Origin of the sequence: Parvibaculum sp., from assembly GCF_039680535.1 — a bacterium.
Classification (GTDB): domain Bacteria; phylum Pseudomonadota; class Alphaproteobacteria; order Parvibaculales; family Parvibaculaceae; genus Parvibaculum.
This window is the reverse complement of the sequence record NZ_JBDKSS010000005.1, coordinates 432,763-458,872: the sequence shown is the minus strand read 5'-3', so window position 1 is coordinate 458,872 and position 26,110 is coordinate 432,763. Positions and strand designations below refer to the sequence as shown.

Sequence of the window (26,110 nt, the reverse complement as noted above, 5' to 3'; positions counted from 1 at the left end):
CTTCGGGGAGGAAAGTTCAAAGGCGACGCGACAGTGTAATACCTGATAAAGCAAGCGGAACGTCGCGACTTGCACCTGACCCTCCAATGGGCAAAAAAAGAAAAAAGACGGTTGCGCCGCGACCTCTACTGGACTGACATAAGCGACCGTAATCGCCTCAAGAGCAAAGCCCCACAAATGAAGTTTTTTGTCGACACCGCCGATATCGCCGAAATCAAGGATCTGGCCGCCACCGGCCTCCTGGATGGCGTGACCACCAATCCCTCCCTGATTGCCAAGTCCGGCCGCAACTTCCTCGAAGTCGTCGAGGAAATCTGCGGAATCGTCGACGGGCCGGTCAGCGCCGAGGTGACGGCCCTCGACGCCGATGAAATGCTCAAGGAAGGCCGCTTCCTCGCCAAGATCGCCAAGAATATCGCCGTGAAGGTGCCGCTGACCTGGGCCGGCCTCAAGACCTGCAAGACGCTGACAAGCGAAGGCACGATGGTGAACGTCACCCTCTGCTTCTCCGCGAATCAGGCGCTGCTCGCCGCCAAGGCCGGTGCAACATTCATTTCACCATTCATCGGCCGCCTCGACGACATCAATCTCGACGGCATGGAGCTGATCGAAGAAATCCGCACCATCTACGATAATTACGACTTCAAGACCCAAATTCTCGCCGCCTCGATCCGCACCGCGAACCATGTGAAGGACGCGGCTCTGGTTGGCGCCGACGTCGCGACGGTTCCGCCGGCGGTCCTGCGCGGGCTTGCGGCCCATCCGCTGACCGACAAGGGGCTCGAACAGTTCCTCGCCGACTGGAAGAAGACGGGACAGAAGATTCTCTAAGACCTCCGGGGCACTTTGGGCACGGGCTTGCCCCGGAACACGACAAACAGACAAGCCAGTTGAAGGTAGTCCGACGCCATGAGCCACTATAACGACCGCAACGAAGCCGAGCAGCGTATCAGGCGTTCCGAGCCGAGCCTTTCCGTGGCCCAGGTGCGGGACTACCTGTTGGCGCATCCCGACTTTCTGGCCAACGATCCGGAGCTGGTTGCGGCTCTCGCGCCGGCCCGCATGGAAGGCCACAATGTGGTCGACATGCAGCAGTTCATCATCGGCAAGCTCCAGAATCAGGTTCGCACCCTGCGCGACATCCAGTCGGACCTGATCGAGGCTTCGTCGCTGAACAGCCTTGCCCGCGAACAGGTGCATCAGGCCGCGCTCGCCCTTCTCGATGCGCGCGACTTCGAGCACCTGATCGACTTCATCACGTCGCCGGACGGCCTCGCCCGCATGCTCGGCTCGCGCGCCGCCGCGATCTGCATCGAAACGACGAATGGCGTCTCGGCCATCGGCGTGCGCAGCGTGCGTGTGCTCGAACCGGGCGGCGTCGCCCGCATGATGGGCGGCACCGTGCCCTATCGCCTCGTCGCCAATGTGCGCGGCAGCCGCGGCCTCTACAACCACCTCGCCGACGAGGTGCAGTCGGAAGCCCTTGTCAGGCTCGAATTCTCGCGCGTGTCACCGCCCGGCCTGCTCGCGCTTGGCGGCTTCGAGCCGGAACAGTTCCATCCCGAACAGGCGGCCGACCTTCTCGAATTCCTGGGCCGTGTCGTGGAGCGCTGCGTGCGTCGATGGCTCGAGCTTCCGCCGGATCTCTGACGGGCGTTCTCGCGCCCACGCCCGACGAGGCGGCCGCATCGATCGCCGCCGCCTCCGACCTGCGCCTCGAGTTTCGTTCCTGGTATTCGCATCTGATGGCAGAGCGCCGCGCAAGCCCGGCGACGCTCGTGAACTACCTGCGCGACCTCACCCGCTTTTTCGAATTCCTCACCGATCACCTCGGCGGCCCCGCCGATCTGGACGCGCTGCGGAAGCTCCAGCTGCGCGACTTCCGCGCATTTCTGACACTGCGGCGCAACGAGGGCCTGCAAAGCCGGAGCCTCGCTCGCGCGCTCTCCAGCATCCGCTCCTTCTTCCGCTTTCTCGATCGTGCGGGCATCGTGTCCAACGCAGCGATCACCGCGCTGCGCTCGCCGAAGATCCCGCATGCGATCCCGAAGCCACTGACGCCTGATGCCGCCCTCAACCTGATCGACGAGGCGAACGCGCGCGAAGGCGCGCCCTGGATCGCCGCACGCAACGCCGCCATTCTGACGCTGCTATATGGCTGCGGGCTCCGCATCGCGGAAGCGCTTTCGCTCAACCGCGGGGAGGCGCCGCTGCGCGACACGCTGCGCGTCATCGGCAAGGGCCGGAAAGAACGCATGGTGCCAGTGCTCGCCGTCGCGCGCGAAGCCGTGGACGAATATGTGCGGCTATGCCCTTTCGGCCTGACGCCTGACGATCCATTGTTCGTCGGCGCGCGCGGCAAGCGCGTCGATCAACGCATCGTGCGCGAAGCCGTCATCCAGCTCCGCCGCAAGCTCGGCCTCGCCGATACGGTAACGCCCCACGCGCTGCGCCACAGCTTCGCGACGCATCTCCTCGCGGGCGGCGGCGATCTCCGGACCATTCAGGAATTGCTGGGCCATGCCAGTCTTTCGACCACGCAGATGTATACCGAGGTCGACAGCCAGCGGCTGCTCGAGGTCTACGACAAGGCGCATCCACGCGCGGGGCACTGAGCCCCGGCCTGCCGATCACATATGGATCGGCGAACCCGTGACCGCGAGCGCCGCTTCCTTCACCGCTTCCGACAGCGTCGGATGGGCAAAGCACATGCGCGCGATGTCCTCGGAACTGCCGGAGAACTCCATCGCCACCACGGCTTCCTGGATCATCTCGCCCGCATTGGCGCCGATGATGTGAACGCCGAGGATGCGGTCGGTCGTCTTGTCGGCCAGAATCTTGACGAAGCCATCGGTCGTCTTGTTCGCCTTGGCGCGGCCATTCGCCGTGAAGGGGAACTTGCCCGCGTTATATTCGACGCCATCGGCCTTGAGCTGTTCTTCCGTCTTGCCCACAGAGGCGACTTCGGGCGCGGTGTAAACGACACCGGGAATGACATCGTAATTCACATGGCCCCAATGGCCGGCGAGCTGCTCGGCAAGCGCGACGCCTTCTTCCATGGCCTTGTGCGCGAGCATGGGGCCGGCGATCACATCGCCGATCGCATAGATGCCATCGACGTTGGTCTTGAAATGCTGATCGACTTCGACGCGACCGCGCTTGTCCGTCTTGACGCCGACATTGTCGAGGCCGAGACCGCCCGTATAGGCGACACGACCGATGGCGACGAGGACCACATCGGCTTCGAGGATCTGCGTCTCGCCGCCCGCAGCGGGCTCCACCGAAACCTTGAGACCCGTCTTCGCCTTGTCGATCTTCGTCACCTTGGAGCCGAGCTTGAACTCGAAGCCCTGCTTCTTGAGGATGCGCGTGAAATTCTTCACGACTTCGCCATCCATGCCCGGAAGGATGTCGTTGAGGAATTCGACCACGGTGACCTTGGCACCAAGCCGGCCCCAGACGGAACCGAGCTCAAGGCCGATGACGCCGCCGCCGACGACCAGCAGCCGGCCCGGTACCTTGTCGAGCATCAGAGCGCCGGTCGAGGACACGACTGTCTTCTCGTCGATCTCGATGCCCGGAAGCCGCGCAACATCGGAGCCCGTGGCGATGACGATATTCTTCGTCTCAAGCAGACGGTCGCCGACCTGAACCTTGCCCGGCGCCTTGATGACGCCCTCGCCCTTCACCCATTCGATCTTGTTCTTCTTGAAGAGGAACTCGATGCCCTTGGTGTTGCCGTCAACCGCCTCGTCCTTGAAGGCGATGAGCTTCTTCACGTCGATCTTCGGCGTACCGACGTCGATGCCCATGCCCGGAAAGGCGTGCTGCGCTTCGGCGAAAAGTTCCGACGCGTGCAGAAGCGCCTTGGAGGGAATGCAGCCCACATTGAGGCAGGTGCCGCCCAGTGCATCGCGCTTCTCGACGCAGGCGACCTTGAGGCCGAGCTGCGCGGCCTTGATCGCGCATTCATATCCGCCGGGCCCCGCACCGATGACAACGAGATCGAAACTGTCAGCCATGGCGGGAGCCTTTCATACCGGACGTTAAAACGGACAATCAGAGATCGAGGAGAAGGCGCTGGGGATCTTCCAGCGCTTCCTTGACGCGCACGAGGAAGGTCACCGCTTCCTTGCCGTCGACGATGCGGTGATCGTAGGAGAGCGCCAGATACATCATCGGTCGAATTTCGACCTTGCCACCGAGGGCGACGGGGCGCTCCTGAATCTTGTGCATGCCGAGCACGCCGGACTGCGGCGCGTTGAGGATCGGCGTCGACATCAGCGAACCGTAGACGCCGCCATTCGAGATCGTGAACGTGCCGCCCTGCAGCTCTTCGAGCTTCAGGTGACCGTCGCGGGCGCGCTTGCCGTATTCGTTGATCGTCTTTTCGATGTCGGCGAAGGAAAGCTCCTGCGCTTCGCGCACCACCGGCACGACAAGGCCGCGATCCGTGCCGACCGCCACGCCGATATTGTAGTAGTTCTTGTAGATCAGATCGTCGCCGTCGATCTCGGCATTGACCGCCGGGATTTCCTTCAGCGCCGCGATGCAGGCCTTCACGAAGAAGCCCATGAAGCCGAGGCGAACGCCATGCTTCTTCTCGAAGACGTCCTTGTACTGATTGCGAAGTGCCATGATCGCCGTCATGTCCACCTCGTTGAAGGTGGTGAGCATGGCTGCCGTGTTCTGCGCTTCCTTGAGGCGCGTCGCGATGGTCTTGCGCAGGCGCGTCATGCGGACGCGTTCCTCGCGCGCCGACTGATCGGCGGGAGTGGCAACGCGGACCTGAACGGGCGCGGCGGGCGCGGCCGCAGGCTTCGCCGCCGCTTCCAGCGCGTCACCCTTGGTGATGCGGCCGTCCTTGCCGGTGCCTTCGATCTTCGATGTGTCGAGCGCGTTCTCTTCGGCGATCCGGCGCACGGAAGGCGCGAGCCCCTCGGCCGCTGCTGCTTTCGCCGCAGGCGCGGGCTTCGGCGCGGGTGCCGCTGCGGGCTTGGGCGCTGCAGCCTTCGGCTCTTCCTTCTTCGCGGCGGGCTTGGCTGAGACCTTGCCGGTGCCCTCGCCGATCGCGCCGAGAATGGCGCCGATCGCAACCGTCTCGCCGACCTTCACCGAGATTTCCGACAACACGCCGGACGCCGGCGCCGGAACCTCGACCGTCACCTTGTCGGTTTCGAGCTCGACCAGCGGCTCGTCCACCGAAACGGCGTCGCCGGGTTGCTTGAACCACTGCGCGACCGTCGCTTCCGTCACCGATTCGCCGAGTGCCGGCACCTTGATTTCCGTGGCCATTTCTTTCCGCCTTTCAGAGGAAGTCTCAGTCGATCTGCAACGCGTCCGACAGAAGCTGATTCAGTTGCTGGATATGCTTGCTCGCAAGGCCGACCGCCGTTGCCGCGGAGGCGGGCCTGCCGGTGTAACGCGGACGGCGGTAACGCGCGCCGACCTGCCCCAGCACCCATTCGATATTCGGTTCCATGAATGTCCAGGCACCCATGTTCTTGGGCTCTTCCTGGCACCAGACGATTTCCGCCTGCGGGAAGCGCGCCAGCTCCGTCATCAGCGACTTCGCCGGGAACGGATAGAGCTGCTCGACACGCATCAGGTAGACGTCGCTGATATCGCGCTTCTCGCGCTCCTCATAGAGGTCGTAATAGACCTTGCCGGTGCACATGACGACGCGCTTGATCTTGTCGTCGCTGACGAGCTTGATCTTCTCGTTCTTGAGAAGCTGCGCATCGTCCCAGAGCACGCGATGGAAGCTCGAGCCCGGCCCGAATTCCTCGATGTTCGACACGACGCGCTTGTGACGCAGAAGCGACTTCGGCGTCATGATGATGAGCGGCTTGCGGAACTTCCGGTGCATCTGACGGCGCAGGATGTGGAAGTAGTTCATCGGCGTCGTGCAGTTCGCAACCTGCATGTTGTCTTCAGCACACATCTGCAGATAGCGCTCGAGACGCGCCGAGGAATGCTCGGGGCCCGCGCCTTCATAACCGTGCGGCAGAAGCATCACGAGGCCCGACATGCGCAGCCACTTGCGCTCGCCCGACGAGATGAACTGGTCGATCACCACCTGCGCACCATTGGCGAAGTCGCCATATTGCGCTTCCCAGAGCACCAGGGCGTTGGGCTCGGCGAGGCTGTAGCCATATTCGAAGCCGAGCACCGCGTTTTCCGAAAGCATCGAGTTGATGACTTCGTAGGGCGCCTGACCTTCGGCCACATGGTTGAGCGGGATGTACTTCTCCTCGGTCTCCTGATCGTTGAGAACCGAGTGGCGTTGCACGAAGGTGCCGCGCTCGGAGTCCTGACCGGAGAGGCGGACCTTGAAGCCTTCCTTGCAGAGCGTGCCGAAGGCCAGCGCTTCCGCCATGCCCCAGTCGACGCCTTCGCCCGTCTCGATCATCTTGGCGCGATTGTCGAGGAAACGCTGGATCGTCTTGTGGACGTTGAAGTCTTCAGGCACTGCGGTAAGGCGCTTGCCGACATCGCGCAGAATATCGAGTTCGACGCCGGTCTCACCGCGCTGCGCCTCGCCTTCAGCCCGGCCGAGACCGGACCAGCGACCGTCGAGCCAGTCCGCCTTGTTCGGACGGAAGCTGTTCGAGGCTTCGAGTTCCTTGTCGAGCTCGGCGCGGAAGGCATCCTGACGCCGGTCGAACTCTTCCTTCGTGAGGAGGCCCTGACTGATGAGCCTTTCGGAATAGATTTCGAGCGTCGTCGGGTGGCTCCTGATCTTCTGGTACATCAGGGGCTGGGTGAAGCTCGGCTCGTCGGATTCGTTATGGCCGAACCGGCGATAGCAGAACATGTCGACGACGACAGGCTTGTTGAAGCGCTGGCGGAATTCCGTCGCGATCTTCGTCGCATGAACGACCGCTTCCGGATCGTCGCCATTCACATGGAAGATCGGCGCCTGCACCATCTTCGCCACATCGGAGGGATAGGGCGACGAGCGCGAGAAGATCGGGCTCGTGGTGAAGCCGATCTGGTTGTTGATGATGAAATGGATCGAGCCGCCCGTGCGATGCCCCTTGAGGCCCGAAAGGCCGAGACATTCCGCAACTACGCCCTGACCCGCGAAGGCGGCATCGCCATGAATGAGAAGCGGGATGACGGAGCCGCGCTGCGTGTCGTGAAGCTGATCCTGCTTCGCGCGCGCCTTGCCGAGCACGACCGGATCGACGATTTCGAGATGCGAGGGGTTGGCCGTCAGCGACAGATGCACCTTGTTGCCGTCGAACTCGCGGTCCGACGATGCGCCGAGGTGATACTTCACGTCGCCAGAGCCATCCACGTCTTCAGGATTCGCGGAACCACCCTTGAACTCGTGGAAGATCGCGCGATAGGACTTCGACATCACGTTGACGAGCACGTTCAGGCGCCCGCGATGCGCCATGCCGAGCACGATTTCCTTGGCGCCGAGATTGCCGCCGCGCTTGATGATCTGTTCGAGCGCCGGGATCATCGCTTCCGCGCCGTCGAGGCCGAAGCGCTTGGTGCCGATATATTTGATACCTGCGAAACGCTCGAAGCCTTCGGCGGCGATCAGCTTGTCGAGAATGGCGAGGCGGCCCATCTCGGTGAAGGTGACTTCCTTGTCCGGGCCTTCGATGCGTTCCTGAATCCAGGCCTTTTCTTCCGGATCGCCGATATGCATGAACTCGACGCCGATCGTGCCGCAATAGGTGCGGCGCAGAATGTCGAGCATCTGGCGGACGGTCGCGGTTTCGAGGCCGAGCACATTGTCGATGAAGATCGGACGGTCGAGATCGTCGGGGCCGAAGCCGTAGCTTTCCGGCTGAAGCTCGGGATGCTCCGACTTCGGACGAAGCTGCAGCGGATCGACATCGGCGTCGAGATGGCCGCGAATGCGATAGGCGCGGATCATCATGAGCGCGCGCACCGAGTCGAGCGTCGCGGCGCGGATTTCCGCCTCGCTCGCCCCACCCTTGCGCTCGCTGATCTTCTGCTTGATCGGGCCCTCGGCCGCGGCCCAGTTGCCGTCGAAGGCCGAGATGAGATCGCCCGTGGCGGCGACGGGCCAATCCGCCCGCTTCCAGGAGGCGCCCTTGGCCTCCTTCAGCACATCTTCGGGCGCATCGCCGAGACCGTCGAAGAAATCGCGCCACTCCGCATCGACCGACGAAGGGTCCTGCTGGTAGCGGGCATATAGTTCTTCAACGAAAGCTGCGTTGGTTCCGTAAAGGAAGGACGTCCGCTCGAAGCGCTCATTGGCGCTGTCATTGCTCATTCGGTGTCCGGTGCGAAGAACCCTCGCACCCCCTATTGATAGAGGCTGCCTGCCGCCCGAAACCCGAGCCGGACGGCTTCGACACGCTCGACAACTATTATGCGGGACCGCCAGCCGGAGCTGCGGTCCCGCAATCTCTTCAGAGCCCCTTCAGAACTTCGACCAGCGTGGTGCCGAGTGCCGCCGGCGAGGGCGAAACGCGGATACCGGCCGACTTCATGGCCTCCATCTTGGCTTCCGCGGTGCCGCGTCCACCGGACACGATGGCGCCCGCGTGGCCCATGCGGCGGCCGGGAGGGGCCGTGACGCCGGCGATGAAGCCAACCATCGGCTTCTTCACCTTCGACGCCTTGATCATGTCGGCTGCTTCTTCCTCGGCCGTGCCGCCGATTTCACCGATCATGATGATCGATTCCGTCTGCGGATCGGCAAGGAACATCTCGAGCGAGTCGATGAAGTTCGTTCCATTGACCGGGTCGCCACCGATGCCGATGCAGGTCGACTGGCCGAGACCGGCCGCCGTCGTCTGGGCAACGGCTTCATATGTAAGCGTGCCGGAACGCGAAACAATACCGACCGAACCCGGCTTGTGGATGTGGCCCGGCATGATGCCGATCTTGCACTGGCCCGGCGTGATGACGCCCGGGCAGTTCGGACCGACGAGGCGCGTCCTGGAGCCCGAAAGCGCGCGCTTCACGCGCACCATGTCGAGAACCGGAATGCCTTCGGTGATGCAGACGGCAAGCTCGATGCCTGCGTCGATCGCTTCGAGGATCGCATCGGCGGCGAAGGGCGGCGGCACGTAGATGGCGGATGCCGTCGCACCGGTGCGCTCGACAGCTTCGGCGACCGTGTTGAAGACGGGCAGGCCGAGATGCGTCGTGCCGCCCTTACCCGGCGACGTGCCGCCAACCATCTTGGTGCCGTAAGCGATGGCCTGCTCCGAATGGAACGTGCCCTGCTTGCCGGTGAAACCCTGGGTGATGACCTTGGTTTCCGAATTGACGAGAACAGCCATTTACGCAGCCTCCTTCACGGCCTTGACGATCTTCTCGGCCGCGTCGGCGAGATTGTCGGCGGAAATAATGGGCAGGCCCGATTCGGCCATGATCTTCTTGCCGAGTTCGACGTTCGTGCCTTCGAGGCGCACGACGAGCGGAACCTTGAGGCTCACTTCCTTCGCGGCGGCGATGACGCCTTCCGCGATGATGTCGCAGCGCATGATGCCGCCGAAGATGTTGACGAGGATGCCTTCGACATTCTTGTCCGAAAGAATGATCTTGAAGGCCGCCGTGACCTTTTCCTTCGTCGCGCCGCCGCCGACGTCGAGGAAGTTGGCGGGCTCGGAGCCGTAATATTTGATGATGTCCATCGTCGCCATGGCGAGACCGGCGCCGTTCACCATGCAGCCGATCTTGCCGTCGAGCTTGACGTAGTTGAGGTCGTATTTCGACGCCTCGACTTCAGCCGGATCTTCTTCCGTGATGTCGCGGAGTTCGACGATGTCCTTGTGGCGGTAAAGCGCGTTGTCGTCGAAGCCGACCTTGGCATCGAGGCAGACGAGCTTGTTGTCGCCCGTGACGACCAGCGGGTTGATCTCGAGCTGCGCCATGTCCTCTTCGACGAAGGCGTTGTAGAGCTTCTCGACCAGAGCCACGGCCTGGGCATTCAGATCGCCCTCGAGACCGAGCGCGAAAGCCACCTTGCGGCCATGGAAGCTCGACACGCCCGAAGCCGGGTCGATCGAGAAGGTGAGGATCTTTTCCGGCGTCTTGTGCGCGACTTCCTCGATGTCCATGCCGCCTTCGGTGGACACGATGAAGGCGATGCGCGAGGTCGCGCGATCGACGAGCACGGAGAGATAGAGTTCGCGGGCAATCGAGGAACCTTCCTCGATATAGAGGCGGTTGACCTGCTTGCCGGCCGGACCCGTCTGGTGCGTCACCAGCGTCGAGCCGAGGAGCCGCGTCGCTTCGCTCTTCACGTCGTCCAGCGACTTCACGACCTTGACGCCGCCGGCCTTGCCGCGACCGCCCGCATGAATCTGGGCCTTCACGACATAGACAGGGCCGCCAAGCTTCTTGGCGGCTTCCACCGCTTCGTCAGGGCTAAAGGCAGGAAAGCCGCGGGGAACCGCCACGCCATATTTCGCGAGCACGGCCTTGGCCTGGTATTCATGGATATTCATGCGATCCGTCCGGCATGAGGGGCGGCGGAAGGTCGCAGGCCCCGATGGGAAATCGTATTTGCGGGGATTTATAGCACCCGGCGCCGGGGGCGCAACTGCCAAATGCTGAATCCAGGTTCAGAGTATCGGATCGGCTAACCTACAGAATTATCAGTACAAAATTTTTGGCGCCGACGCTGCGGCAGGTTGCACAGACTGTATGCAACTGGGCGACGAATGACCGCAACATGGGCGGCCGTGCCCATGAAACCAGACAAATATGACGCCTATGCCGTGCGCTCGTCGGGGCGACCGCCGTCGCCGCCGACTTTCCGCGAAGCCCGGAATCGGAGGCTCAGAGCAGATCGGATATCGAGATCGCCTGCGATCCGGCCGGCATCGTGATCATCATGCCATCATAGCCGAGCTTCGTATCGCCCTCGCCCCGCACCGCATCGACGCCGCGCAGGAAGACGCGCCGCACGAGTGCATTGGGCAGCGGGGGCACCACATGGGCGTAGACGAGAAGCTTCACATGGCCCGCCCCCGCTATCTCGGCCGCTTCGACCGGCGAGGTATGATAGGTGAGCGTATCCCGCGCCATCTTGGCCAGACGGTGATCGCCCGCGCGATCGAGACCGGCGGCGACTTTCGCCACCATTTCCCGGTTGAGCGCTTCATGGATGAGGAGGTCGGCGCCCACCGCCATATGCGCGAGGTTCGCATTCTTTTTCGTGTCGCCGGAGAGAACCGCGACGCGCCCGCCATATTCCACGCGGTAGCCGAAAGCGGGCTCCACCGGACGATGGTCGACAAGGAAGGCGGAAATCTTGAGCCCATCCTTGTCGAAGACGGTAACAAGCTCTCCGGGCGCGGGCGTTGCGATCTCATGCGCGGTCATGCCCACCGCCTCCGGTATCAGATGATCGGCGTCATGATGCGCGATCCGGTAGCCGGAATCCGCGTCCAGCGCGAGCGAGATCCCCTGCACCACTTCCTTCGTGCCGCTGGCGCCATGTATCCTGCCCGCCGCATCGACCACGGGCTTGACCTCCTGCGCCTTGCCCGGCCCGAAGACGTCGAGCGGCACCTTGCGGCCTGATATCCACGTCTGCACCGCGAATTCGGGCAGGCCGTCGATATGATCGGAATGGAGATGCGTCAGCAGCACCGCGTCGATCTTCTGGGCGGGCAGCCGGGTGCCGGCAAAGCTCGTCCAGGAGCCTGGGCCTGCATCGATGACGACGATATGCCCGCCCGCCACGATTGCCGTGCATGCGTCCGCGCGCGTCGAATCGGGCATGGGCGACCCCGTGCCGCAAAGCACGACGTGCAGCGCCCCGTCGTCAAGGAGCCCGTCCCGATCATGCAGACCGACCCGCTGATCGATGACGCGCTGCACCAGCGCATCCTGAAGCGACGGCACCGTCCATACGGCGGCGCCCGCAGCCACCACCACCGATGCCAGCCCCGCGACGAGTGCAGCGGCCATACGCGCCTTGCTCATGATCCAACCCCTCTCCGATTTAATGTAATACATTAAATCGGTATCGCGGCGCGATCAAGCCGTCCTTAGCGAAGCCGTCGAATGGAAGAAATCCGGTCGTTGAATCCCATTCGGTCGAGGTTGCCGATACGCCCGTCGACGGTGAAGCAGCGTCCGCGATAGCGAATGTCCTCGCAAACTTCCCAGACGCCATATGCGACGTCGAGACTCGAGATCTGATCGTTGATGCCGTACCGCCCGAGATCGGGCTCATCGCCATCGAAACTCATGGATCCGCCGGAGAACCCGGCATTCCGGAAGACCGTGATGCCGCCTTCCCTGTCGCGCGGGCGATCAGGGCGCGGATAGCCGCCGCGATAATCGGCCCGCCTGATCGACGACGCCTTGTCGTTCATTCCGATCTCGCGGAAGTCGGCCATGTCGCCATCGATCACGACACAGCGTCCGCGATAATTCACATGCTCGCAAACTTCCCACGCGCCGCCCCGCACCGACATGCTCGATGCCGCATCGCCGACGCCCAGCTCGTTGAGATTCGGAATGTCGCGATCGATACGCACGGCGCCACCGCGAAACCCCGCGTCCCGATAGAGCATGGCGCCGCCGCGCGCTTCGGCGATGCCGGGAAGCGCCGCAGCCATGACAACAATGGCCGCAAGGGCCTTCACGCCGATCTTCAGTTCCATGAATCGTCTACCCTCAATTCGGTGAGCAAGATTAGCGCGCCGCCACGCCGCTGCAAGTCCGCACACACGAACGACAAACAAAACGGGCGGACATTTCTGTCCGCCCGTTCGGCAATCGAAACCTCGAAGGCTTCGAACTTATTTCTTCTTGCCCTTCGGCGCGGCGCCCTTGGCGACGCTGGGGTCGATCTTCTTGCAGGCGTCGACGAGGCCGGCAACGGCGTCGACCGACTTCTGGAAGGCCTTCTTTTCAGCGGCATTGAGCTCGATCTCGACGATGCGCTCGACACCACCCTCGCCGATCACGACCGGAACGCCGACATAGATGTCCTTCTGGCCGTACTCGCCATCGAGATAGGCGGCGCAGGGCACAACGCGCTTCTGGTCCTTGAGATAGGCTTCAGCCATCGCGATACCCGAAGCGGCGGGCGCGTAGAAGGCCGAACCGGTCTTCAGCAGGCTGACGATCTCGGCGCCGCCATCACGCGTGCGCTGAATGATCTGGTCGAGCTTTTCCTTCGTGGTCCAGCCCATCTTGATGAGGTCGGGAAGCGGAATGCCCGCAACCGTCGAGTAGCGAGGCAGCGGAACCATCGTGTCGCCATGGCCGCCGAGCACGAAGGCCGTCACGTCTTCGACCGAAACCTTGAACTCTTCGGCGAGGAAATAGCGGAAGCGCGCCGAGTCGAGAACGCCGGCCATGCCGACGACCTTGTTGTGCGGCAGGCCCGAGAACTGGCGCAGCGCCCAGACCATCGCGTCGAGCGGGTTGGTGATGCAGATGACGAAGGCGTTCGGCGCGTACTTCGCGATACCTTCGCCGACCTGCGCCATGACCTTGAGGTTGATGCCGAGAAGATCGTCGCGGCTCATGCCCGGCTTGCGCGGCACACCGGCGGTCACGATGACGACATCGGCGCCCTTGATGCCCTTGTAGTCGTTCGCGCCAGCCAGCGCGACATTGTAGCCTTCGACCGGCGAGGCTTCGGCGAGGTCGAGCGCCTTGCCCTGAGGCAGGCCTTCCGCGATGTCGAAAATGACGACGTCGCCGAGCTCCTTGAGCCCCGCGAGCAGAGCAAGCGTGCCACCGATCTGACCGCCGCCGATAAGTGCGATTTTCTTCCGAGCCATATGAAAAGCCTCCGGGTGTCTTTGCAGGTGGATCGGCGGCCGTTCCCGGCCGGATCGCGCGCCGCGAGGTTGGGATATCGGGCAAGCCTAGTAGCCTGAATCCGCCGCTTTCGCAACGAAAGCGGCTCTGCATCGACCAAAATTCGTCGATCTGACACCGGCTGACGCCATCCGCCCCCACCGCTTTTTGAAATCTCGCGCCTGAACCCGCCCCTTGACTCCGATCTATTTCGATATATCTTTTCCATGAAAGTAAGATATATCGAAATAGATCGAGGTGAAAATGTTCAAGCGCTTCATGAAGGGTCACCGGCATGAGCACGGCCGCGGCAGTTGGCGCCTCGGGGATCACCACGGCTTTGACCGAGGCCGGAGTGGGCGGCGCGTACGCGCCTTCGAGCAGGGCGATCTGCGCTTCGTCATCCTGAAGCTGATCGCGGACGAACCGCGCCACGGCTATGACATCATCAAGGCGATCGAGGACACCTTCGGCGGCAATTACTCCCCGAGCCCCGGCGTCGTCTATCCGACGCTGACGATGCTCGAGGATCAGGGCTTCGCGACCGTGACACCCGGCGAAGGATCGAAAAAGCTCTACACGCTCACCGCCGAGGGCCGCGCCTTTCTCGACGACAACAAGGCAACCGTCGACGCAATCTTCAAGCGCATGGATGAGGTAAGCCGCCGCTTCCGTGGCGGACCGGCGCCCGAAATCATCCGCGCTGTCGAGAACTTCCACACGGCGCTCAGGTTGCGCCTCGACCGGGGAACGCTCGCGCAGGACGAGATCGCAGCCATCGCCGAAGTCATTGATGTCGCCGCCGCGAAGATCGAACGCAGCTGAAGAAGGACGAATAATCCATGTCTCGCTCCCTCGTTCCCGAAGCAATCTCGGCCTACGCCGCCTCCCTCGTCGCGACCGAAACCGAGGCGCAGAGACGGCTGCGCGCGGAAACCGCCAGACTGCCGATGGCGATGATGCAGATCGGCGTCGACCAGGGCGCCTTCCTGACCTTTCTCGTCGGCGCCATCGGCGCGAAGCAAGCAATCGAGATCGGCACCTTCACCGGCTACAGCGCGATAGCGATCGCTCGCGCGCTGCCGAAGAACGGCCAGCTACTCTGTTGCGACGTCAGCGAGGAATGGACCGCCATCGCGCGGCGTTACTGGAAAGAGGCGGGTCTTGAAAGGCGCATTGAGCTGAAGCTCGCGCCTGCGCTCGAAACGCTCGAAACGCTGATCTGCAAGGGCCGCGAGGGCGATTTCGACTTCGCCTTCATCGACGCCGACAAGACCGGCTATGACGCCTACTACGAAGCATGTCTCAAGCTGCTGCGTCCGGGAGGCGTGATCGCGCTGGACAACATGCTCTGGGGCGGCGCCGTCATCGACCCGCAAGCCAATGACAAGGACACCCTCGCGATCCGCGCTCTCAACGCGAAGATCGCGAACGACGCCCGCGTCGATGCCTCGCTCGTCACCATCGGCGACGGCGTCATGCTTGCCCGCAAGAAATGACGATCAATCCGCGGCGCGCAGGTTCAGATAGTCGGCGCTCTGCATTTCCATGAGCCGCGAAACCGTGCGCTCAAAGGCGAAAGCGCCGTCGCCCTTGGGATAAAGCGCCGAGGGTTCGGCTGCCGCCGAGATGATGAGCCTGGTCTTCGCCTCATAAAGAGCATCGACCAGCGTCACGAAACGCTTGGCCTCGTTGCGGCGCTCCGGGCTCATGGCCGGAACGTCGTCGACGAGCACGGCGTGAAAGCTCTGCGCGATCTTGATGTAGTCCGCGGCACCCAGCGGCTTCGCACAAAGATCCTCGAAATTGAAACGCGCGACGCCATGCGCGGCTTCGGGCACCTCGACGGCCCGACCCTTGAGGGCGAGCGTTGTCGGATGGCCATGCGGCACATCCGAAAGTTGCTGGAAGGCGCGATCCATGGCCGCGCGCGCGTCTGCACCGAGCGGCGCGTAATAGACCGGCAGGCCCATCATGCGATCAAGACGGTAATCGGTGTCGCTGTCGAGATAGACGACGTCCATGCGCTCCTTCACCAGATCGATGAAGGGAAGGAAGCGCTGCCGGTTGAGGCCGCCCGCATAAAGATCGTCCGGCGCGATGTTCGAGGTCGCAACCACGACGACGCCGAGATCGAAGAGCTGCGTGAAAAGCCGGCCCAGAATGGAGGCGTCGGCAATGTCCTGCACCTGGAATTCGTCGAAACAGAGCAGCGCCGCTTCCCGCGCAATTTCCTCCGCTACGGGTGGAATGGGATCTCCCCCTTTCACCACACCGGCTTTCTCACGCTGGCGCCACTGGAAGATGCGCTCATGCGTTTCGAGCATGAAGGCGTGGAAGTGCACGCGCCGCTTGTGGCGCACGCGCACCTGCTCGAAGAAGAGATCCATGAGCATGGATTTGCCGCGCCCGACGCCGCCCCAGATATAGACGCCTTCGGGCGGCGTCACCGGCTTGCCGAGGCCCAGCCTTGCGAGAGGACCGACCTTCTTCCCAGGCTTCCAGTCAGAGAGCTCGTCGGCCAGATGCTGAAGGCGTTGAGCCGCACGCTCCTGTGCGGCGTCGGCGGCGATTTCGCCCTTCTCTACTCTTTGGCGGTAGACGACCAGAGGCCCCTTTTTCATGACGCCCACGATCCACGCGTCGGCTTCGCCTTGAGGAAAAGAGCCTGGAGATCGCCTGCGCTAGCCGTCATGATCCATTCACACTCGATCGTCCGCGGGAAATGCGCCTGGCCCGCACCGCGCCGTCAACTCGCCCTACTTACCTTGCAAGACGCACGCCGGGCAAGGCGAGGCGGCCGCCAATCCACTGACTCCGTTCGTTTTTCCGACAAAAACATGTATTTCTTGTGGCGCTGCAAAAAATAAATGGCGTTCCATAAGTCGTTTCACTGTAGCGCTTGGCAGCGTTTGGACTAGCATTCGCTTGGATCAGCCGGGGATTCGTTCCGGGCGATCTGGCGGGAACCGGCGCTTTTGTCCGGACCGCTTTGCCAATCCGACCGAGGAAAACAGGTCAGAGGAATTTAGAATGTCCAACACCGTGAAAGTCATCATCGCAGTTATCGTCATCGCCCTGGTGGTGATCGTCGGCTACAAGCTGACGAACAAGCCCGCGCCGACGGAGACGACGGCCCCCGCGACCACCGAAACGGCGCCGGCCGAGACGCCCGCCGCCCCGGCCGAATCCTCGGCTCCGGCTGAGTCCACGGCTCCCGCCGCTCCGGCTGAGTCGACCGCTCCGGCCGCGCCGGCCGAACAGGCCCCGGCGACGCCGGCCGCCCCGGCCCAGTAAGAACGACGGCCTCTGGCCCGTCGCAACCCGCGCGCCTCACGGCGCGCGGGTTTTTCTTTGCCCGCAGAACTACTCCGTATACGTCTCATACCCTTCACGACCTGCCGCAATAAGATCACAAAGATGAACGGTATTCCGAAAATCCATTCATGCAGGGTTCAGGCGCATCCTGCGAAGCTCTGTCCATCAAATCCCGGCACCCCCCAAACCCCGCCGGGATGGACTGACAAGAGGATTGATCCATGTCCAGGATTCGTAATGCCATTCTCGCCGCCACGCTGATCGCCGTCGCACCGACGCTCGCTTTCGCGGCCGACACCGCAGCCCCCGCCACGACCGAGGCGCCTGCCGCGGCCGCGCCGGCGACGCCGGCTGCACCTGAAACCGCAGCGCCTGCGGCGCCTGAAGCCGCGGCTCCTGCCGCCACCACCGAGAAAGCCGCTCAGGAAAAGGCCGCCCCGGTGAAGCACCTCAAGAAGAAGCACAAGAAGGCGGTCAAGAAGGAAGAGAGCACCAGCACGACCGCTCCGGCGGCCGAACAGGCAGCGCCCGCCGCCGAAACCGCTCCGGCCACGACGCCGGCTGCTCCGGCGGCCCCGGCCACCGAAGCGCCTGCCCAGGCCCAGTAACTCTCATCGATCGGGACGACCCGCGCGCCACTAGGCGCGCGGGTTTTCCTGCGTCGAAAAACCTTTGCGCAATCGCAGCGCAACCCGCACCAGCAGGATCAGCACCGGCACTTCGACCAACGGGCCGATCACGGTTGCAAAGGCGACCGGCGAGGCGATGCCGAAGGTTGCGATGGCCACCGCTATCGCCAGCTCGAAATTATTGCTGGCCGCTGTGAAGGAAAGCGAGGTCGTGCGGGCGTAATCCGCACCGAGCATCTTGCCCATCGCGAAGCTGATGCAGAACATGATGACGAAATAGAGCGTCAGCGGCACAGCAATGCGAATCGCATCGAGTGGTAGAGCCAGCACCGTGTCGCCCTTCAGCGCGAACATCACGAGAATGGTGAAGAGAAGCGCGACAAGGGTGAGCGGCGCGATGCGAGGCACGAAAACCCCGTCATACCAATCAGCACCAAGACGCGGACGAAGAACGCGCCGCGTCACATATCCGGCCGCGAATGGCAGTCCGAGATAAATGAGCACCGCGCCCGCGATCAGCCAGAAGGACACGGCGATCACCTGCCCCTCGAGACCGAAGAGCGGCGGCAGCACGTTCAGGAAAAACCACGCATAGAGACTGAAGAAGAGGAGCTGGAATATGCTGTTGAAGGCGACGAGCGCCGCCACATATTCCGCGCTGCCGCGCGCGAGCTGGTTCCAGACGATCACCATGGCGATGCAACGCGCGATGCCGATGAGAATGAGGCCGGTCATATAGGCAGGCTGATCGCGCAGGAAGATCACGGCCAGTGCGAACATGAGTACCGGCCCGATGAGCCAGTTCTGTATCAGCGACAGTGCGAGAACCTTTCGATCCTCGAAAATGCGCGGCAGTTCCTCATATTTCACCCGCGCCAGCGGCGGATACATCATCAGCACGAGGCCGACGGCGATGGGAACATTGGTCGATCCGATGGAAAGCCCGTCGAGCATCGCCGGGACGCCGGTGAAGACCGTTCCGATGCCGATGCCTGCCGCCATGGCGGCGAAAATCCAGAAGGTCAGATAGCGGTCGAGAAAGCCGAGGCGCGACGGCGCCTTTTCCTGAGGAAGTGCCATCAATCCGCACCGGCCAGATTGTTTCCGCCGAGCTCGTTGAGCTTGCGCTTCAGCGCCATGCCCTCAAGGCTGCGGAGCGGCAAGCTCACGAAGAGATCGATGCGGCGACGAACCTGCATGAAAACCTCGACGAATTTACGCCTGATCACTTCTTCCGACCCGGTCATCGCCGCCGGGTCCTCGAAGGGCCAATGTGCGCTCGTCGGATGGCCGGGCCATATGGGACAAACTTCGCCCGCCGCGTTGTCGCAGACGGTGATGATGAAATCCATCTGCGGCGCGCCGGGTTCTGCGAACTCACCCCAGGATTTGGAACGCAATCCCTCGACCGGGAGCTGCGCCGAGCGCAACACCTCGATTGCGTAGGGGTTCACCTTTCCCGTCGGATGACTGCCGGCACTGAAGGCGCGGAAACGACCGCCGCCGCGCGCATTGAGATATGTCTCGGCAAGCACGCTGCGCGCCGAATTGCCGGTGCAGAGAAAGAGGACGTTGTAGATCTTCTGTTCATCGCTCATGGGCGTCTTTCGCATGGACAAGAGAGGCAACAGTGTCGGAGGTCTGCGCGATGCCCGAACGCAGCATCGCGTCGCCCGCCGTGAAATTGGGCTCGACGATCCAGAGCCGCAGCAGATGGCGTTTCCGGTCGGGCTCGTCCCAGTCTTCATATTCGGTGCGCTTGTGCAGCACCGAGGCATTCTTGAGGAACTGCATGTCGCCGGGCTCGAAATTCATGTCGAGATAGAAGCGGGGGTCGTTCGCCGTCTTTTCGATGAAGGCGATGACGTCCTCCTGCTCTCTCGTCAGTCTCGGCGTTTCCTCATGCTGCTGGCTCTCGCGAATGTACCAGGGAATGAAGAAGGTCCTGAGACGTTCGTCGACGAACTGGCAGAGCGGAAAATCGAACCAGGGCTTCTGGCCGGGCTTGTGCTGGCCCTGCGTATCGAAGGGAAAGGATTTGAAGAGCGTCGAGGCGAGCTCGGGATGCACGCGCTGCACTTCATTGAAGATCGCGACCGAACTGACGATGCGGCTGACGCCGCCCGACCTGGCTGGCCTCAGGCAGAAAAGCCCGATGACGTCGGCGCCATCGGTATGAAAATCCTGCTCGGCCCGCGTCTTGTAGAGCCGTACGCCATAGGCTTTGGGGTCGGCGCCGGTGTCGCGAATATCGCCGAGGAGATCGCCATCGGTGTTCTGCGAAGCCGCGCGGCCCATATGAAGCCCAATGCCCCAATAGATCGCGGCGCATTCCTCTTTCGCGTGCTCGGCGACCGGAAAACCCTTGATGAGAATGAAGCCGCGGCCTCGATCGAGTTCATGCAGCCAATCCGCGATGCGGGGTGCGAGCCCCGGAAGCGGAAAATCCTCGCGTCTCCAGCGATAGAAATCAGCCTCGCGGCTGCGCGCCTCGCCGAGGGCCGCGCGAAGCTCGTCGACGTCGCCGGGCGTCAGCCGGTAGATCCAGTCCGTGGAGGACTGGATCTCCGAGCCGAGCCAGGCATCAGCCGTCGTGATGGCCGGCATGTTCGATCAGCCGCAGCAGGCAGGCGCGGCAGGCGCCTCGACCTTCGCTTCGACCTTCGGGGCGGAGCAGCCGCAGACTGAGCCCTCCTCGCCCGTATCGATCTTTTCGAGTACCGGGCCGGTACCGAATTCATCCATCACATGATGCGTATAGAAAGCTTCCCAGCGGATGCCATCGGGATCGGCGGTCCAGCTCTTTTCCGATTTCGCGTAGCAGCAGGTCGTCATGCCTTCCGGAAGATAGGGAGCCTCCGCCTGCTTGAGACGCTCGAAAATCGGATCGAGCTCGTCCGCGCTCTCGACCTGAATGCCGGCATGGCCGAAGCCCTTGTCGCCGGAAAGCGTCTCGACGACGAAATTGACGCGCGGGTCTTCAAGCATCCATTTCGCATAGCCGGGACGACGCACAGTCGGCTCCGCGCCGAACAGGGTCGAATAGAACGCGACGGACTTTTCGAGATCGGCGACGCCGAAACTCACATGCAATCTCTTCATTATGCGCACTCCTTTTTGCGTTGGCCCGCCCGGTTGCCAACCGTGCCGCAGGCACCCTGGCAACAATCCTCGAGCAGGAATTCCGTGAGACTCCGCATGGCCAAAAGATCGGCCTTGTAGACGATCGAGCGCCCGTCGCGCTGCGAGGTCACGAGCCCCGCATGCGCGAGTTCCTTCAGATGGAAGGAAAGCGTCGCGGGGGGAACGTCGAGCGCCTCGGCGATGTCACCCGCCGCAAGCCCGCCCTCCCCCTCCTTCGGGGAATGGGCGCGGACCAGCGCGCGGTAGATCGCGAGACGGGTTTCCTGGGCGAGCGCCGACAGGGCGGCTATGGCGGCTTCTGATTTCATATTTCTAATATTGTGGAAATATGAAATCGAGTCAAGCCCCATCCGTTCACCAGCGGTTCAGCTTCGCCATGCAATCCTTCAATCGTCGGCATTGAAGTTGACACCCCGGCTGAGCCCCGGCTGCGCTTGTCGCCCCGGCCTATCTCCAGCCACAGAATGTGCGGCCCGCGTCCTCCCCCCTTGGCGCGGGCCGTTTCATGTCCGGGCCACCTTTGCGAAAAGCGTCATCCGGGTGCAGCATGGACGCGGACATTCGGGAGGATTTCACATGCTCCGCCTTGCCGCCGCCCTTGCCGCCTGCCTGCTGCTCACCGCCTGCTTCATCAGCAAGACGCCACTCTTCGGCCCTGCCGAGGCCGACTATCCGATTGCGGATGGCGCGCGCTTCGCCGTCTACAAGCTCGACGGCAATGGCAAGCGCATGGACGATGCGCCGCGCCACGTCACCATCACGCGCAAAGGCGCGGACTATCTCTACACGCTGGATGGCGACGAGCCCGTTGCGGGCCTCATGGATGACATCGGCAATGGCGACTTCATCGCCCTGGGCCGCGGCGAGAAACCCGACGATGCGGTGATGTACGGCCTCTTCCGCAAAAAGGGCGATGGCTGGCTGCGCTACTCGCCCAATTGCAGCGACTTCGCCCGCGTTGCCGCCCAGCACGGCCAGAGCCGCGAGACCTTCAACATCACGCAAAGCGGCAACGATTGCGCCTTCTCGACCTATGCCGATCTCAAACGCGCGATGGCGGCGCTGATCGAATATTCCGCACCGGACAATGAATATGTGAAGGAGTGAGCGCTGCTAATCCTTGCTCAGATCGGCAAGTGCTCCGGCGTTCGCTTCCCAGTTCTCACCGTCGAAGGGCCTGATCTCGACATTGCCGAACTCCGTGCGGTCGAGGCAGCGGAAATTGACGCTCCAGCCGTCGGGATTTGAGCGCGGCACATAGAAGGGCTTTACGCCGCAGACGGAGCAGAAGAGGTGCTTCGCCGTGCCGGTATTGAATGTGTAGGTGGTGAGCTTGTCCTCACCGGAGAGGATGCGGAAGCGGGAGGCCGGCACGATGAGATGCAGAAAGCCCGTCTTCGCGCAGATCGAACAGTTGCAATCGTCGATCACAACGTTGTCCGGCGTCTCGACCTCGAATGTGACGGCGCCGCAGTGGCAGGCGCCCTTATGCCAATGTCTTTCGCTCATGCGGAGATTATGCCTGCGCAACGCGTAGGCACAAGAAGCCTTGCACACTCGGAATGTCATCCCGGCCCTGTGCCGGGATCCAGGGGCCGCTTACCCGGAATATGTCGCCCCTGGACCCCGGGACGAGCCCGGGGTGACAGGTAAAAATCGATCGGGAAAACAAAAAAGCCGCCTGGTGAGGCGGCCTTTTCAATTCGATGCGATGTGAGCTTACGCCCGATCGACCATCATCTGCTTGATCTCGGCAATCGCCTTGGCCGGATTCAGACCCTTCGGGCAGGCCTTGGCGCAGTTCATGATCGTGTGGCAGCGATAGAGCTTGAACGGGTCCTCGAGGCGGTCGAGGCGCTCATTCGTCAGCTGGTCGCGGCTATCGGCGAGCCAGCGATAGGCCTGAAGCAGCGCGGCCGGGCCGAGATAGCGGTCGCCGTTCCACCAATAGGACGGGCAGGAGGTCGAGCAGCAGGCGCAGAGAATGCACTCATAGAGGCCGTCGAGCTTTTCGCGATCGGCGGGCGACTGCGACCATTCCTTCTTCGGCTCTTCGCCCTTGGTCTGCAGCCAGGGCTGCACATAGGCGTGCTGCGCGTAGAAGTTGGTGAGATCGGGGACGAGATCCTTCACCACCGGCATGTGCGGCAGCGGGTAGATCTTCACGTCGCCGCCAATCTCGTCGATGCCCTTGGTGCAGGCCAGCGTGTTCGCGCCGTCGATGTTCATCGCGCAGGAACCGCAGATGCCTTCGCGGCAGGAGCGACGGAACGTCAGCGTCTGGTCGATCTCGTTCTTGATCTTGATCAGCGCGTCGAGAACCATCGGCCCGCACTTGTCGAGATCGACCTCATAGGTGTCGATGCGCGGGTTCTGGTTGTCGTCCGGCGACCAGCGATAGATGCGGAAACGCTTTACGCGCTTGGCACCTTCCGCCTTGAAGGTCTTGCCTTCGGTGGGAACGGAATTTTTCGGCAGTGACAATTGGACCATGATCGAACCCTTCGCGCGTCAGTACACACGCGCCTTCGGCTTGATGTACTCGATTTCATCCGAGAGCGTGTAGGCGTGGACGGGGCGATAGTCGACGGAAGGAGCGCCCGTCTTGGTGTCGACCCAGCACAGCGTATGCTTCATCCATTTCTCGTCGTCGCGGTTCGGGAAGTCCTCGCGGGCATGCGCGCCACGGCTTTCCTCGCGGCCGACAGCGCCCTCGACGGTCGCAATCGCCTGAACGATGAGATTGTCGAACTCCAGCGTCTCGATGAGATCGGAGTTCCAGATGAGCGAACGGTCGGAAACGCGGATATCCGGCATCTCGGCAAACACGTCGGCGACGCGCTTCTTGCCCTGGCGAAGCGTCTCACCGGTGCGGAAAACGGCGACGTCTTCCTGCATGGCGCGCTGCATCTTGAGGCGGAGCGCGGCGGTCGGCGTCTTGCCCTTGGCGTTGCGGAAGTGATCGAGACGCGCGACGGCTTCGTCGCCCGCGCCCTTCGGCAGTTCGGGCTTCGCCTTGTCCTTCAGCAGCTCGGCGGCGCGGATGCCGGCGGCGCGGCCGAAGACGACGAGGTCGATGAGCGAGTTGGAGCCAAGGCGGTTCGCGCCATGGACCGACACGCAGGCCGCTTCGCCGATCGCCATCAGGCCCGGCACAACCGTATCCGGATTGCCGTCCTTCAGCGTCAGCACTTCGCCGTGATAATTGGTCGGGATGCCGCCCATGTTGTAGTGCACGGTCGGCAGAACCGGGATCGGCTCCTTCGTGACGTCGACGCCCGCGAAGATGCGCGCCGATTCCGAAATGCCGGGCAGGCGCTCATGCAGGATCTTCGGATCGAGATGGTCGAGGTGAAGGTAGATGTGGTCCTTGTTCGGGCCCACGCCGCGGCCTTCGCGAATTTCGATCGTCATGGCGCGGGAAACGACGTCGCGCGAGGCGAGGTCCTTCGCCGACGGCGCATAACGCTCCATGAAGCGCTCGCCAGCCGAGTTGACGACATAGCCGCCTTCGCCGCGCGCGCCTTCGGTGATGAGGCAGCCAGCGCCGTAGATGCCGGTCGGATGGAACTGCACGAACTCCATGTCCTGGAGCGGAAGGCCGGCGCGCAGCACCATCGCGTTGCCATCGCCCGTGCAGGTATGAGCCGAGGTCGCCGAGAAGAAGGCGCGGCCATAACCGCCGGTGGCGAGGATGACGATGCTGGAACGGAAGCGGTGAAGCTCGCCGGTCGCCATGTCGAGGGCAACGACGCCGACGCACTTGCCATTGTCCATAATCAGGTCGATGGCGAAATATTCGATGAAGAATTCGGCGTTGTGGCGGACGGACTGGCCATAAAGCGTATGCAGCATGGCATGGCCGGTACGGTCGGCGGCGGCGCAGGTGCGCTGCGCGATGCCTTCGCCGAAATTCGTGGTCATGCCGCCGAAAGGACGCTGATAGATCTTGCCGTCTTCGGTGCGGCTGAAGGGCACGCCGAAATGCTCGAGCTCATAAACCGCGTCGGGCGCGTGGCGGCAGAGATATTCGATCGCGTCCTGGTCGCCGAGCCAGTCGGAGCCCTTGACCGTGTCGTACATGTGCCAGCGCCAGTCGTCCGGGCCCATGTTGCCGAGCGAGGCGGCCACGCCGCCCTGCGCCGCAACCGTGTGGCTGCGCGTCGGGAACACCTTGGTGATGTTCGCAGTCTTGAGGCCGCGCTCGACGCAGCCGAGCGTCGCACGGAGACCGGCGCCGCCGGCGCCCACCACCACCACATCGAAGGTGTGATCGTTGAAGCTGTAACTCGCCGTCATGGGACTTGCCTTCGAACGTGTCAGAAGCCGATGAGAATCTTCAGCGCCGCATAGATGCTGCCGAGACCGACCGCAACGCTGAAAAGGAAGTTGGCCGCCTTGGCCAGCACGTGCAGGAAGTTGCCTTGCACGTAGTCATCGATGATCTCGTTCATGCCGATACGCATATGCGCGACGGTCGCGAGGATCGTAAGGATGACAAGGATCGAAACGATCGGATTGCCGAGATAGTGGCGCGCCGTTTCATAATCGGAACCCGAAAGCGCAAGGATCAGCGCGATCAGGAAGAGCGCGAGCGGAACGAGCGCCAGCGCCGACTTGCGCTGGATGCTGAAGGCACGCGTCGCGGACTTCACCGGCGCGTTGGAAGCGGAGAAAGACATCAGAGCACCCCGCGAAGCTTGAATGCGACGATCCAGACGATGATCGCTGCGGCGAAAGCTGCGACAGCGGCAATCCAGCTGATGATGTCCGCCGTGCGATTGTCGAAGGCGCGGATATTGTCCCACATCAGATAGCGGATACCGCTGAAGAGATGGTGGATGAGCGCCCAGGTGAAGCCGAAAAGGATGAGCTGGCCGATCCAGGAGCCGGCGACCGACTGGAAGGACGCGTAGGCGTCCGGGCCCATCGCCACGGAGAGAAGCCATGCCGCCAGCAGCAGCGTGCCGACATAAAGGCCGGCACCGGTGATGCGATGGATGATCGACATCGCCATGGTGATGGTGAAGCGGTAAATCTGAAGGTGCGGCGAAAGCGGCCGCTCGGCCTGTCGCGTCTCTGCCATTCGAAGGTCCCCGAAATGGGTCAGCGGGTGGGGTTGTTGTCTGTTGTTTATCCCCTGCTTTCCCCGAACGCAAATGCCGATGCAGGTGGCGAATGACGATTTTCCACCGATTAACCCCTGAGAATCACTCGCAATTCTCGTGGCGTAGCCGATGTGCCGGAAA

General features: G+C 62.8%; 27 protein-coding genes. 8 read left to right on the top strand and 19 right to left on the bottom strand.

The window, feature by feature from the left end; genetic code table 11:
* Window positions 1-177: 177 nt before the first annotated feature.
* The 3 genes from fsa to ABFC66_RS03410 all read left to right on the top strand — a co-directional run bounded on the left by fsa (window position 178) and on the right by ABFC66_RS03410 (window position 2,615).
* Window positions 178-831, top strand: coding sequence for a fructose-6-phosphate aldolase (gene fsa, locus ABFC66_RS03420; RefSeq protein WP_346739546.1), 654 nt, complete (start codon window positions 178-180; stop codon window positions 829-831).
* Between the two features lie 78 nt (window positions 832-909).
* Window positions 910-1,650, top strand: a complete 741-nt coding sequence (locus ABFC66_RS03415; RefSeq protein WP_346739545.1) for a DUF484 family protein — start codon at window positions 910-912, stop codon at window positions 1,648-1,650.
* A complete protein-coding gene (locus ABFC66_RS03410) occupies window positions 1,623-2,615 on the top strand; it encodes a tyrosine recombinase XerC (protein WP_346739544.1) in 993 nt (330 codons plus the stop codon). Before ABFC66_RS03415 ends, ABFC66_RS03410 begins: the two co-directional genes overlap by 28 nt.
* Window positions 2,616-2,630: 15 nt before the next feature.
* On the opposite strand, the gene lpdA is transcribed toward ABFC66_RS03410, so the two are convergent.
* The 8 genes from lpdA to mdh form a co-directional block, all read right to left on the bottom strand.
* On the bottom strand, window positions 2,631-4,022 hold the full coding sequence (gene lpdA / locus ABFC66_RS03405; protein WP_346739543.1) for a dihydrolipoyl dehydrogenase: 1,392 nt from the start codon (window positions 4,020-4,022) through the stop codon (window positions 2,631-2,633).
* A 37-nt stretch (window positions 4,023-4,059) separates the two neighbouring features.
* Entirely contained in the window at window positions 4,060-5,295 is a 1,236-nt protein-coding gene (gene odhB / locus ABFC66_RS03400; protein ID WP_346739542.1) for a 2-oxoglutarate dehydrogenase complex dihydrolipoyllysine-residue succinyltransferase, read from the bottom strand.
* A 25-nt stretch (window positions 5,296-5,320) separates the two neighbouring features.
* The gene (locus ABFC66_RS03395) at window positions 5,321-8,260 is read right to left on the bottom strand and encodes a 2-oxoglutarate dehydrogenase E1 component (protein WP_346739541.1); all 2,940 of its coding nucleotides are present in this window, start codon (window positions 8,258-8,260) and stop codon (window positions 5,321-5,323) included.
* Between the two features lie 139 nt (window positions 8,261-8,399).
* On the bottom strand, window positions 8,400-9,278 hold the full coding sequence (gene sucD, locus ABFC66_RS03390; RefSeq protein ID WP_346739540.1) for a succinate--CoA ligase subunit alpha: 879 nt from the start codon (window positions 9,276-9,278) through the stop codon (window positions 8,400-8,402).
* The gene (gene sucC / locus ABFC66_RS03385; RefSeq protein WP_346739538.1) at window positions 9,279-10,448 is read right to left on the bottom strand and encodes an ADP-forming succinate--CoA ligase subunit beta; all 1,170 of its coding nucleotides are present in this window, start codon (window positions 10,446-10,448) and stop codon (window positions 9,279-9,281) included.
* Between the two features lie 334 nt (window positions 10,449-10,782).
* Entirely contained in the window at window positions 10,783-11,934 is a 1,152-nt protein-coding gene (locus ABFC66_RS03380; protein WP_346739537.1) for an MBL fold metallo-hydrolase, read from the bottom strand.
* Between the two features lie 65 nt (window positions 11,935-11,999).
* A complete protein-coding gene (locus ABFC66_RS03375; RefSeq protein ID WP_346739536.1) occupies window positions 12,000-12,620 on the bottom strand; it encodes a beta/gamma crystallin-related protein in 621 nt (206 codons plus the stop codon).
* 138 nt (window positions 12,621-12,758) lie between these two features.
* Window positions 12,759-13,751, bottom strand: a complete 993-nt coding sequence (gene mdh, locus ABFC66_RS03370; protein ID WP_346739535.1) for a malate dehydrogenase — start codon at window positions 13,749-13,751, stop codon at window positions 12,759-12,761.
* 283 nt (window positions 13,752-14,034) lie between these two features.
* Between mdh and ABFC66_RS03365 the strand changes: the two genes are divergently transcribed.
* Both ABFC66_RS03365 and ABFC66_RS03360 read left to right on the top strand, forming a co-directional pair.
* On the top strand, window positions 14,035-14,595 hold the full coding sequence (locus ABFC66_RS03365; RefSeq protein WP_346739534.1) for a PadR family transcriptional regulator: 561 nt from the start codon (window positions 14,035-14,037) through the stop codon (window positions 14,593-14,595).
* Window positions 14,596-14,612: 17 nt separating this feature from the next.
* Entirely contained in the window at window positions 14,613-15,269 is a 657-nt protein-coding gene (locus ABFC66_RS03360) for a class I SAM-dependent methyltransferase (RefSeq protein ID WP_346739533.1), read from the top strand.
* Window positions 15,270-15,272: 3 nt separating this feature from the next.
* Here ABFC66_RS03360 and zapE read toward each other — a convergent pair whose 3' ends face one another.
* Complete coding sequence (zapE, locus tag ABFC66_RS03355; protein WP_346739532.1) at window positions 15,273-16,394, bottom strand: cell division protein ZapE; 1,122 nt, start codon at window positions 16,392-16,394, stop codon at window positions 15,273-15,275.
* 409 nt (window positions 16,395-16,803) lie between these two features.
* On the opposite strand from zapE, the gene ABFC66_RS03350 reads away from it, so the two are divergent.
* The gene (locus ABFC66_RS03350) at window positions 16,804-17,067 is read left to right on the top strand and encodes a hypothetical protein (protein WP_346739531.1); all 264 of its coding nucleotides are present in this window, start codon (window positions 16,804-16,806) and stop codon (window positions 17,065-17,067) included.
* 242 nt (window positions 17,068-17,309) lie between these two features.
* The gene (locus tag ABFC66_RS03345) at window positions 17,310-17,696 is read left to right on the top strand and encodes a hypothetical protein (protein ID WP_346739530.1); all 387 of its coding nucleotides are present in this window, start codon (window positions 17,310-17,312) and stop codon (window positions 17,694-17,696) included.
* 30 nt (window positions 17,697-17,726) lie between these two features.
* Here ABFC66_RS03345 and arsB read toward each other — a convergent pair whose 3' ends face one another.
* From arsB to ABFC66_RS03320, 5 genes are read right to left on the bottom strand one after another with little or no spacing between them, the layout of a single operon-like run.
* A complete protein-coding gene (arsB, locus tag ABFC66_RS03340) occupies window positions 17,727-18,797 on the bottom strand; it encodes an ACR3 family arsenite efflux transporter (RefSeq protein WP_346739529.1) in 1,071 nt (356 codons plus the stop codon).
* Window positions 18,797-19,315, bottom strand: a complete 519-nt coding sequence (locus ABFC66_RS03335; RefSeq protein WP_346739528.1) for an arsenate reductase ArsC — start codon at window positions 19,313-19,315, stop codon at window positions 18,797-18,799. Before ABFC66_RS03335 ends, arsB begins: the two co-directional genes overlap by 1 nt.
* A complete protein-coding gene (locus ABFC66_RS03330) occupies window positions 19,305-20,324 on the bottom strand; it encodes a TauD/TfdA family dioxygenase (RefSeq protein ID WP_346739527.1) in 1,020 nt (339 codons plus the stop codon). The genes ABFC66_RS03335 and ABFC66_RS03330 overlap by 11 nt, the downstream gene beginning before the upstream one ends.
* A gap of 6 nt (window positions 20,325-20,330) precedes the next feature.
* Complete coding sequence (locus ABFC66_RS03325) at window positions 20,331-20,819, bottom strand: ArsI/CadI family heavy metal resistance metalloenzyme (protein WP_346739526.1); 489 nt, start codon at window positions 20,817-20,819, stop codon at window positions 20,331-20,333.
* Window positions 20,819-21,169 carry a metalloregulator ArsR/SmtB family transcription factor gene (locus ABFC66_RS03320; RefSeq protein ID WP_346739525.1) on the bottom strand — a complete coding sequence of 117 codons (351 nt, stop codon included), beginning with the start codon at window positions 21,167-21,169 and terminating at the stop codon, window positions 20,819-20,821. The genes ABFC66_RS03325 and ABFC66_RS03320 overlap by 1 nt, the downstream gene beginning before the upstream one ends.
* A 268-nt stretch (window positions 21,170-21,437) precedes the next feature.
* Between ABFC66_RS03320 and ABFC66_RS03315 the strand changes: the two genes are divergently transcribed.
* On the top strand, window positions 21,438-21,968 hold the full coding sequence (locus ABFC66_RS03315) for a hypothetical protein (RefSeq protein WP_346739524.1): 531 nt from the start codon (window positions 21,438-21,440) through the stop codon (window positions 21,966-21,968).
* 6 nt (window positions 21,969-21,974) lie between these two features.
* On the opposite strand, the gene ABFC66_RS03310 is transcribed toward ABFC66_RS03315, so the two are convergent.
* The 5 genes from ABFC66_RS03310 to sdhC form a co-directional block, all read right to left on the bottom strand.
* Window positions 21,975-22,370, bottom strand: a complete 396-nt coding sequence (locus ABFC66_RS03310; RefSeq protein ID WP_346739523.1) for a GFA family protein — start codon at window positions 22,368-22,370, stop codon at window positions 21,975-21,977.
* A 210-nt stretch (window positions 22,371-22,580) separates the two neighbouring features.
* A complete protein-coding gene (locus ABFC66_RS03305) occupies window positions 22,581-23,354 on the bottom strand; it encodes a succinate dehydrogenase iron-sulfur subunit (protein ID WP_346739522.1) in 774 nt (257 codons plus the stop codon).
* Window positions 23,355-23,372: 18 nt separating this feature from the next.
* Window positions 23,373-25,160, bottom strand: a complete 1,788-nt coding sequence (gene sdhA / locus ABFC66_RS03300) for a succinate dehydrogenase flavoprotein subunit (protein WP_346739521.1) — start codon at window positions 25,158-25,160, stop codon at window positions 23,373-23,375.
* Between the two features lie 20 nt (window positions 25,161-25,180).
* Entirely contained in the window at window positions 25,181-25,543 is a 363-nt protein-coding gene (gene sdhD, locus ABFC66_RS03295; protein WP_346739520.1) for a succinate dehydrogenase, hydrophobic membrane anchor protein, read from the bottom strand.
* The gene (sdhC, locus tag ABFC66_RS03290; protein ID WP_346739519.1) at window positions 25,543-25,947 is read right to left on the bottom strand and encodes a succinate dehydrogenase, cytochrome b556 subunit; all 405 of its coding nucleotides are present in this window, start codon (window positions 25,945-25,947) and stop codon (window positions 25,543-25,545) included. Before sdhC ends, sdhD begins: the two co-directional genes overlap by 1 nt.
* Between the last annotated feature and the right edge of the window lie 163 nt (window positions 25,948-26,110).

Bases quoted from the DNA above. Each gene is read 5' to 3' on its own strand.
- fsa (WP_346739546.1), top strand. From the start codon at position 178: ATGAAGTTTTTTGTCGACACCGCCGATATCGCCGAAATCAAGGATCTG.
- ABFC66_RS03415 (WP_346739545.1), top strand. From the start codon at position 910: ATGAGCCACTATAACGACCGCAACGAAGCCGAGCAGCGTATCAGGCGT.
- ABFC66_RS03410 (WP_346739544.1), top strand. From the start codon at position 1,623: ATGGCTCGAGCTTCCGCCGGATCTCTGACGGGCGTTCTCGCGCCCACG.
- lpdA (WP_346739543.1), bottom strand. From the start codon at position 4,022: ATGGCTGACAGTTTCGATCTCGTTGTCATCGGTGCGGGGCCCGGCGGA.
- odhB (WP_346739542.1), bottom strand. From the start codon at position 5,295: ATGGCCACGGAAATCAAGGTGCCGGCACTCGGCGAATCGGTGACGGAA.
- ABFC66_RS03395 (WP_346739541.1), bottom strand. From the start codon at position 8,260: ATGAGCAATGACAGCGCCAATGAGCGCTTCGAGCGGACGTCCTTCCTT.
- sucD (WP_346739540.1), bottom strand. From the start codon at position 9,278: ATGGCTGTTCTCGTCAATTCGGAAACCAAGGTCATCACCCAGGGTTTC.
- sucC (WP_346739538.1), bottom strand. From the start codon at position 10,448: ATGAATATCCATGAATACCAGGCCAAGGCCGTGCTCGCGAAATATGGC.
- ABFC66_RS03380 (WP_346739537.1), bottom strand. From the start codon at position 11,934: ATGAGCAAGGCGCGTATGGCCGCTGCACTCGTCGCGGGGCTGGCATCG.
- ABFC66_RS03375 (WP_346739536.1), bottom strand. From the start codon at position 12,620: ATGGAACTGAAGATCGGCGTGAAGGCCCTTGCGGCCATTGTTGTCATG.
- mdh (WP_346739535.1), bottom strand. From the start codon at position 13,751: ATGGCTCGGAAGAAAATCGCACTTATCGGCGGCGGTCAGATCGGTGGC.
- ABFC66_RS03365 (WP_346739534.1), top strand. From the start codon at position 14,035: ATGTTCAAGCGCTTCATGAAGGGTCACCGGCATGAGCACGGCCGCGGC.
- ABFC66_RS03360 (WP_346739533.1), top strand. From the start codon at position 14,613: ATGTCTCGCTCCCTCGTTCCCGAAGCAATCTCGGCCTACGCCGCCTCC.
- zapE (WP_346739532.1), bottom strand. From the start codon at position 16,394: ATGAAAAAGGGGCCTCTGGTCGTCTACCGCCAAAGAGTAGAGAAGGGC.
- ABFC66_RS03350 (WP_346739531.1), top strand. From the start codon at position 16,804: ATGTCCAACACCGTGAAAGTCATCATCGCAGTTATCGTCATCGCCCTG.
- ABFC66_RS03345 (WP_346739530.1), top strand. From the start codon at position 17,310: ATGTCCAGGATTCGTAATGCCATTCTCGCCGCCACGCTGATCGCCGTC.
- arsB (WP_346739529.1), bottom strand. From the start codon at position 18,797: ATGGCACTTCCTCAGGAAAAGGCGCCGTCGCGCCTCGGCTTTCTCGAC.
- ABFC66_RS03335 (WP_346739528.1), bottom strand. From the start codon at position 19,315: ATGAGCGATGAACAGAAGATCTACAACGTCCTCTTTCTCTGCACCGGC.
- ABFC66_RS03330 (WP_346739527.1), bottom strand. From the start codon at position 20,324: ATGCCGGCCATCACGACGGCTGATGCCTGGCTCGGCTCGGAGATCCAG.
- ABFC66_RS03325 (WP_346739526.1), bottom strand. From the start codon at position 20,819: ATGAAGAGATTGCATGTGAGTTTCGGCGTCGCCGATCTCGAAAAGTCC.
- ABFC66_RS03320 (WP_346739525.1), bottom strand. From the start codon at position 21,169: ATGAAATCAGAAGCCGCCATAGCCGCCCTGTCGGCGCTCGCCCAGGAA.
- ABFC66_RS03315 (WP_346739524.1), top strand. From the start codon at position 21,438: ATGCTCCGCCTTGCCGCCGCCCTTGCCGCCTGCCTGCTGCTCACCGCC.
- ABFC66_RS03310 (WP_346739523.1), bottom strand. From the start codon at position 22,370: ATGAGCGAAAGACATTGGCATAAGGGCGCCTGCCACTGCGGCGCCGTC.
- ABFC66_RS03305 (WP_346739522.1), bottom strand. From the start codon at position 23,354: ATGGTCCAATTGTCACTGCCGAAAAATTCCGTTCCCACCGAAGGCAAG.
- sdhA (WP_346739521.1), bottom strand. From the start codon at position 25,160: ATGACGGCGAGTTACAGCTTCAACGATCACACCTTCGATGTGGTGGTG.
- sdhD (WP_346739520.1), bottom strand. From the start codon at position 25,543: ATGTCTTTCTCCGCTTCCAACGCGCCGGTGAAGTCCGCGACGCGTGCC.
- sdhC (WP_346739519.1), bottom strand. From the start codon at position 25,947: ATGGCAGAGACGCGACAGGCCGAGCGGCCGCTTTCGCCGCACCTTCAG.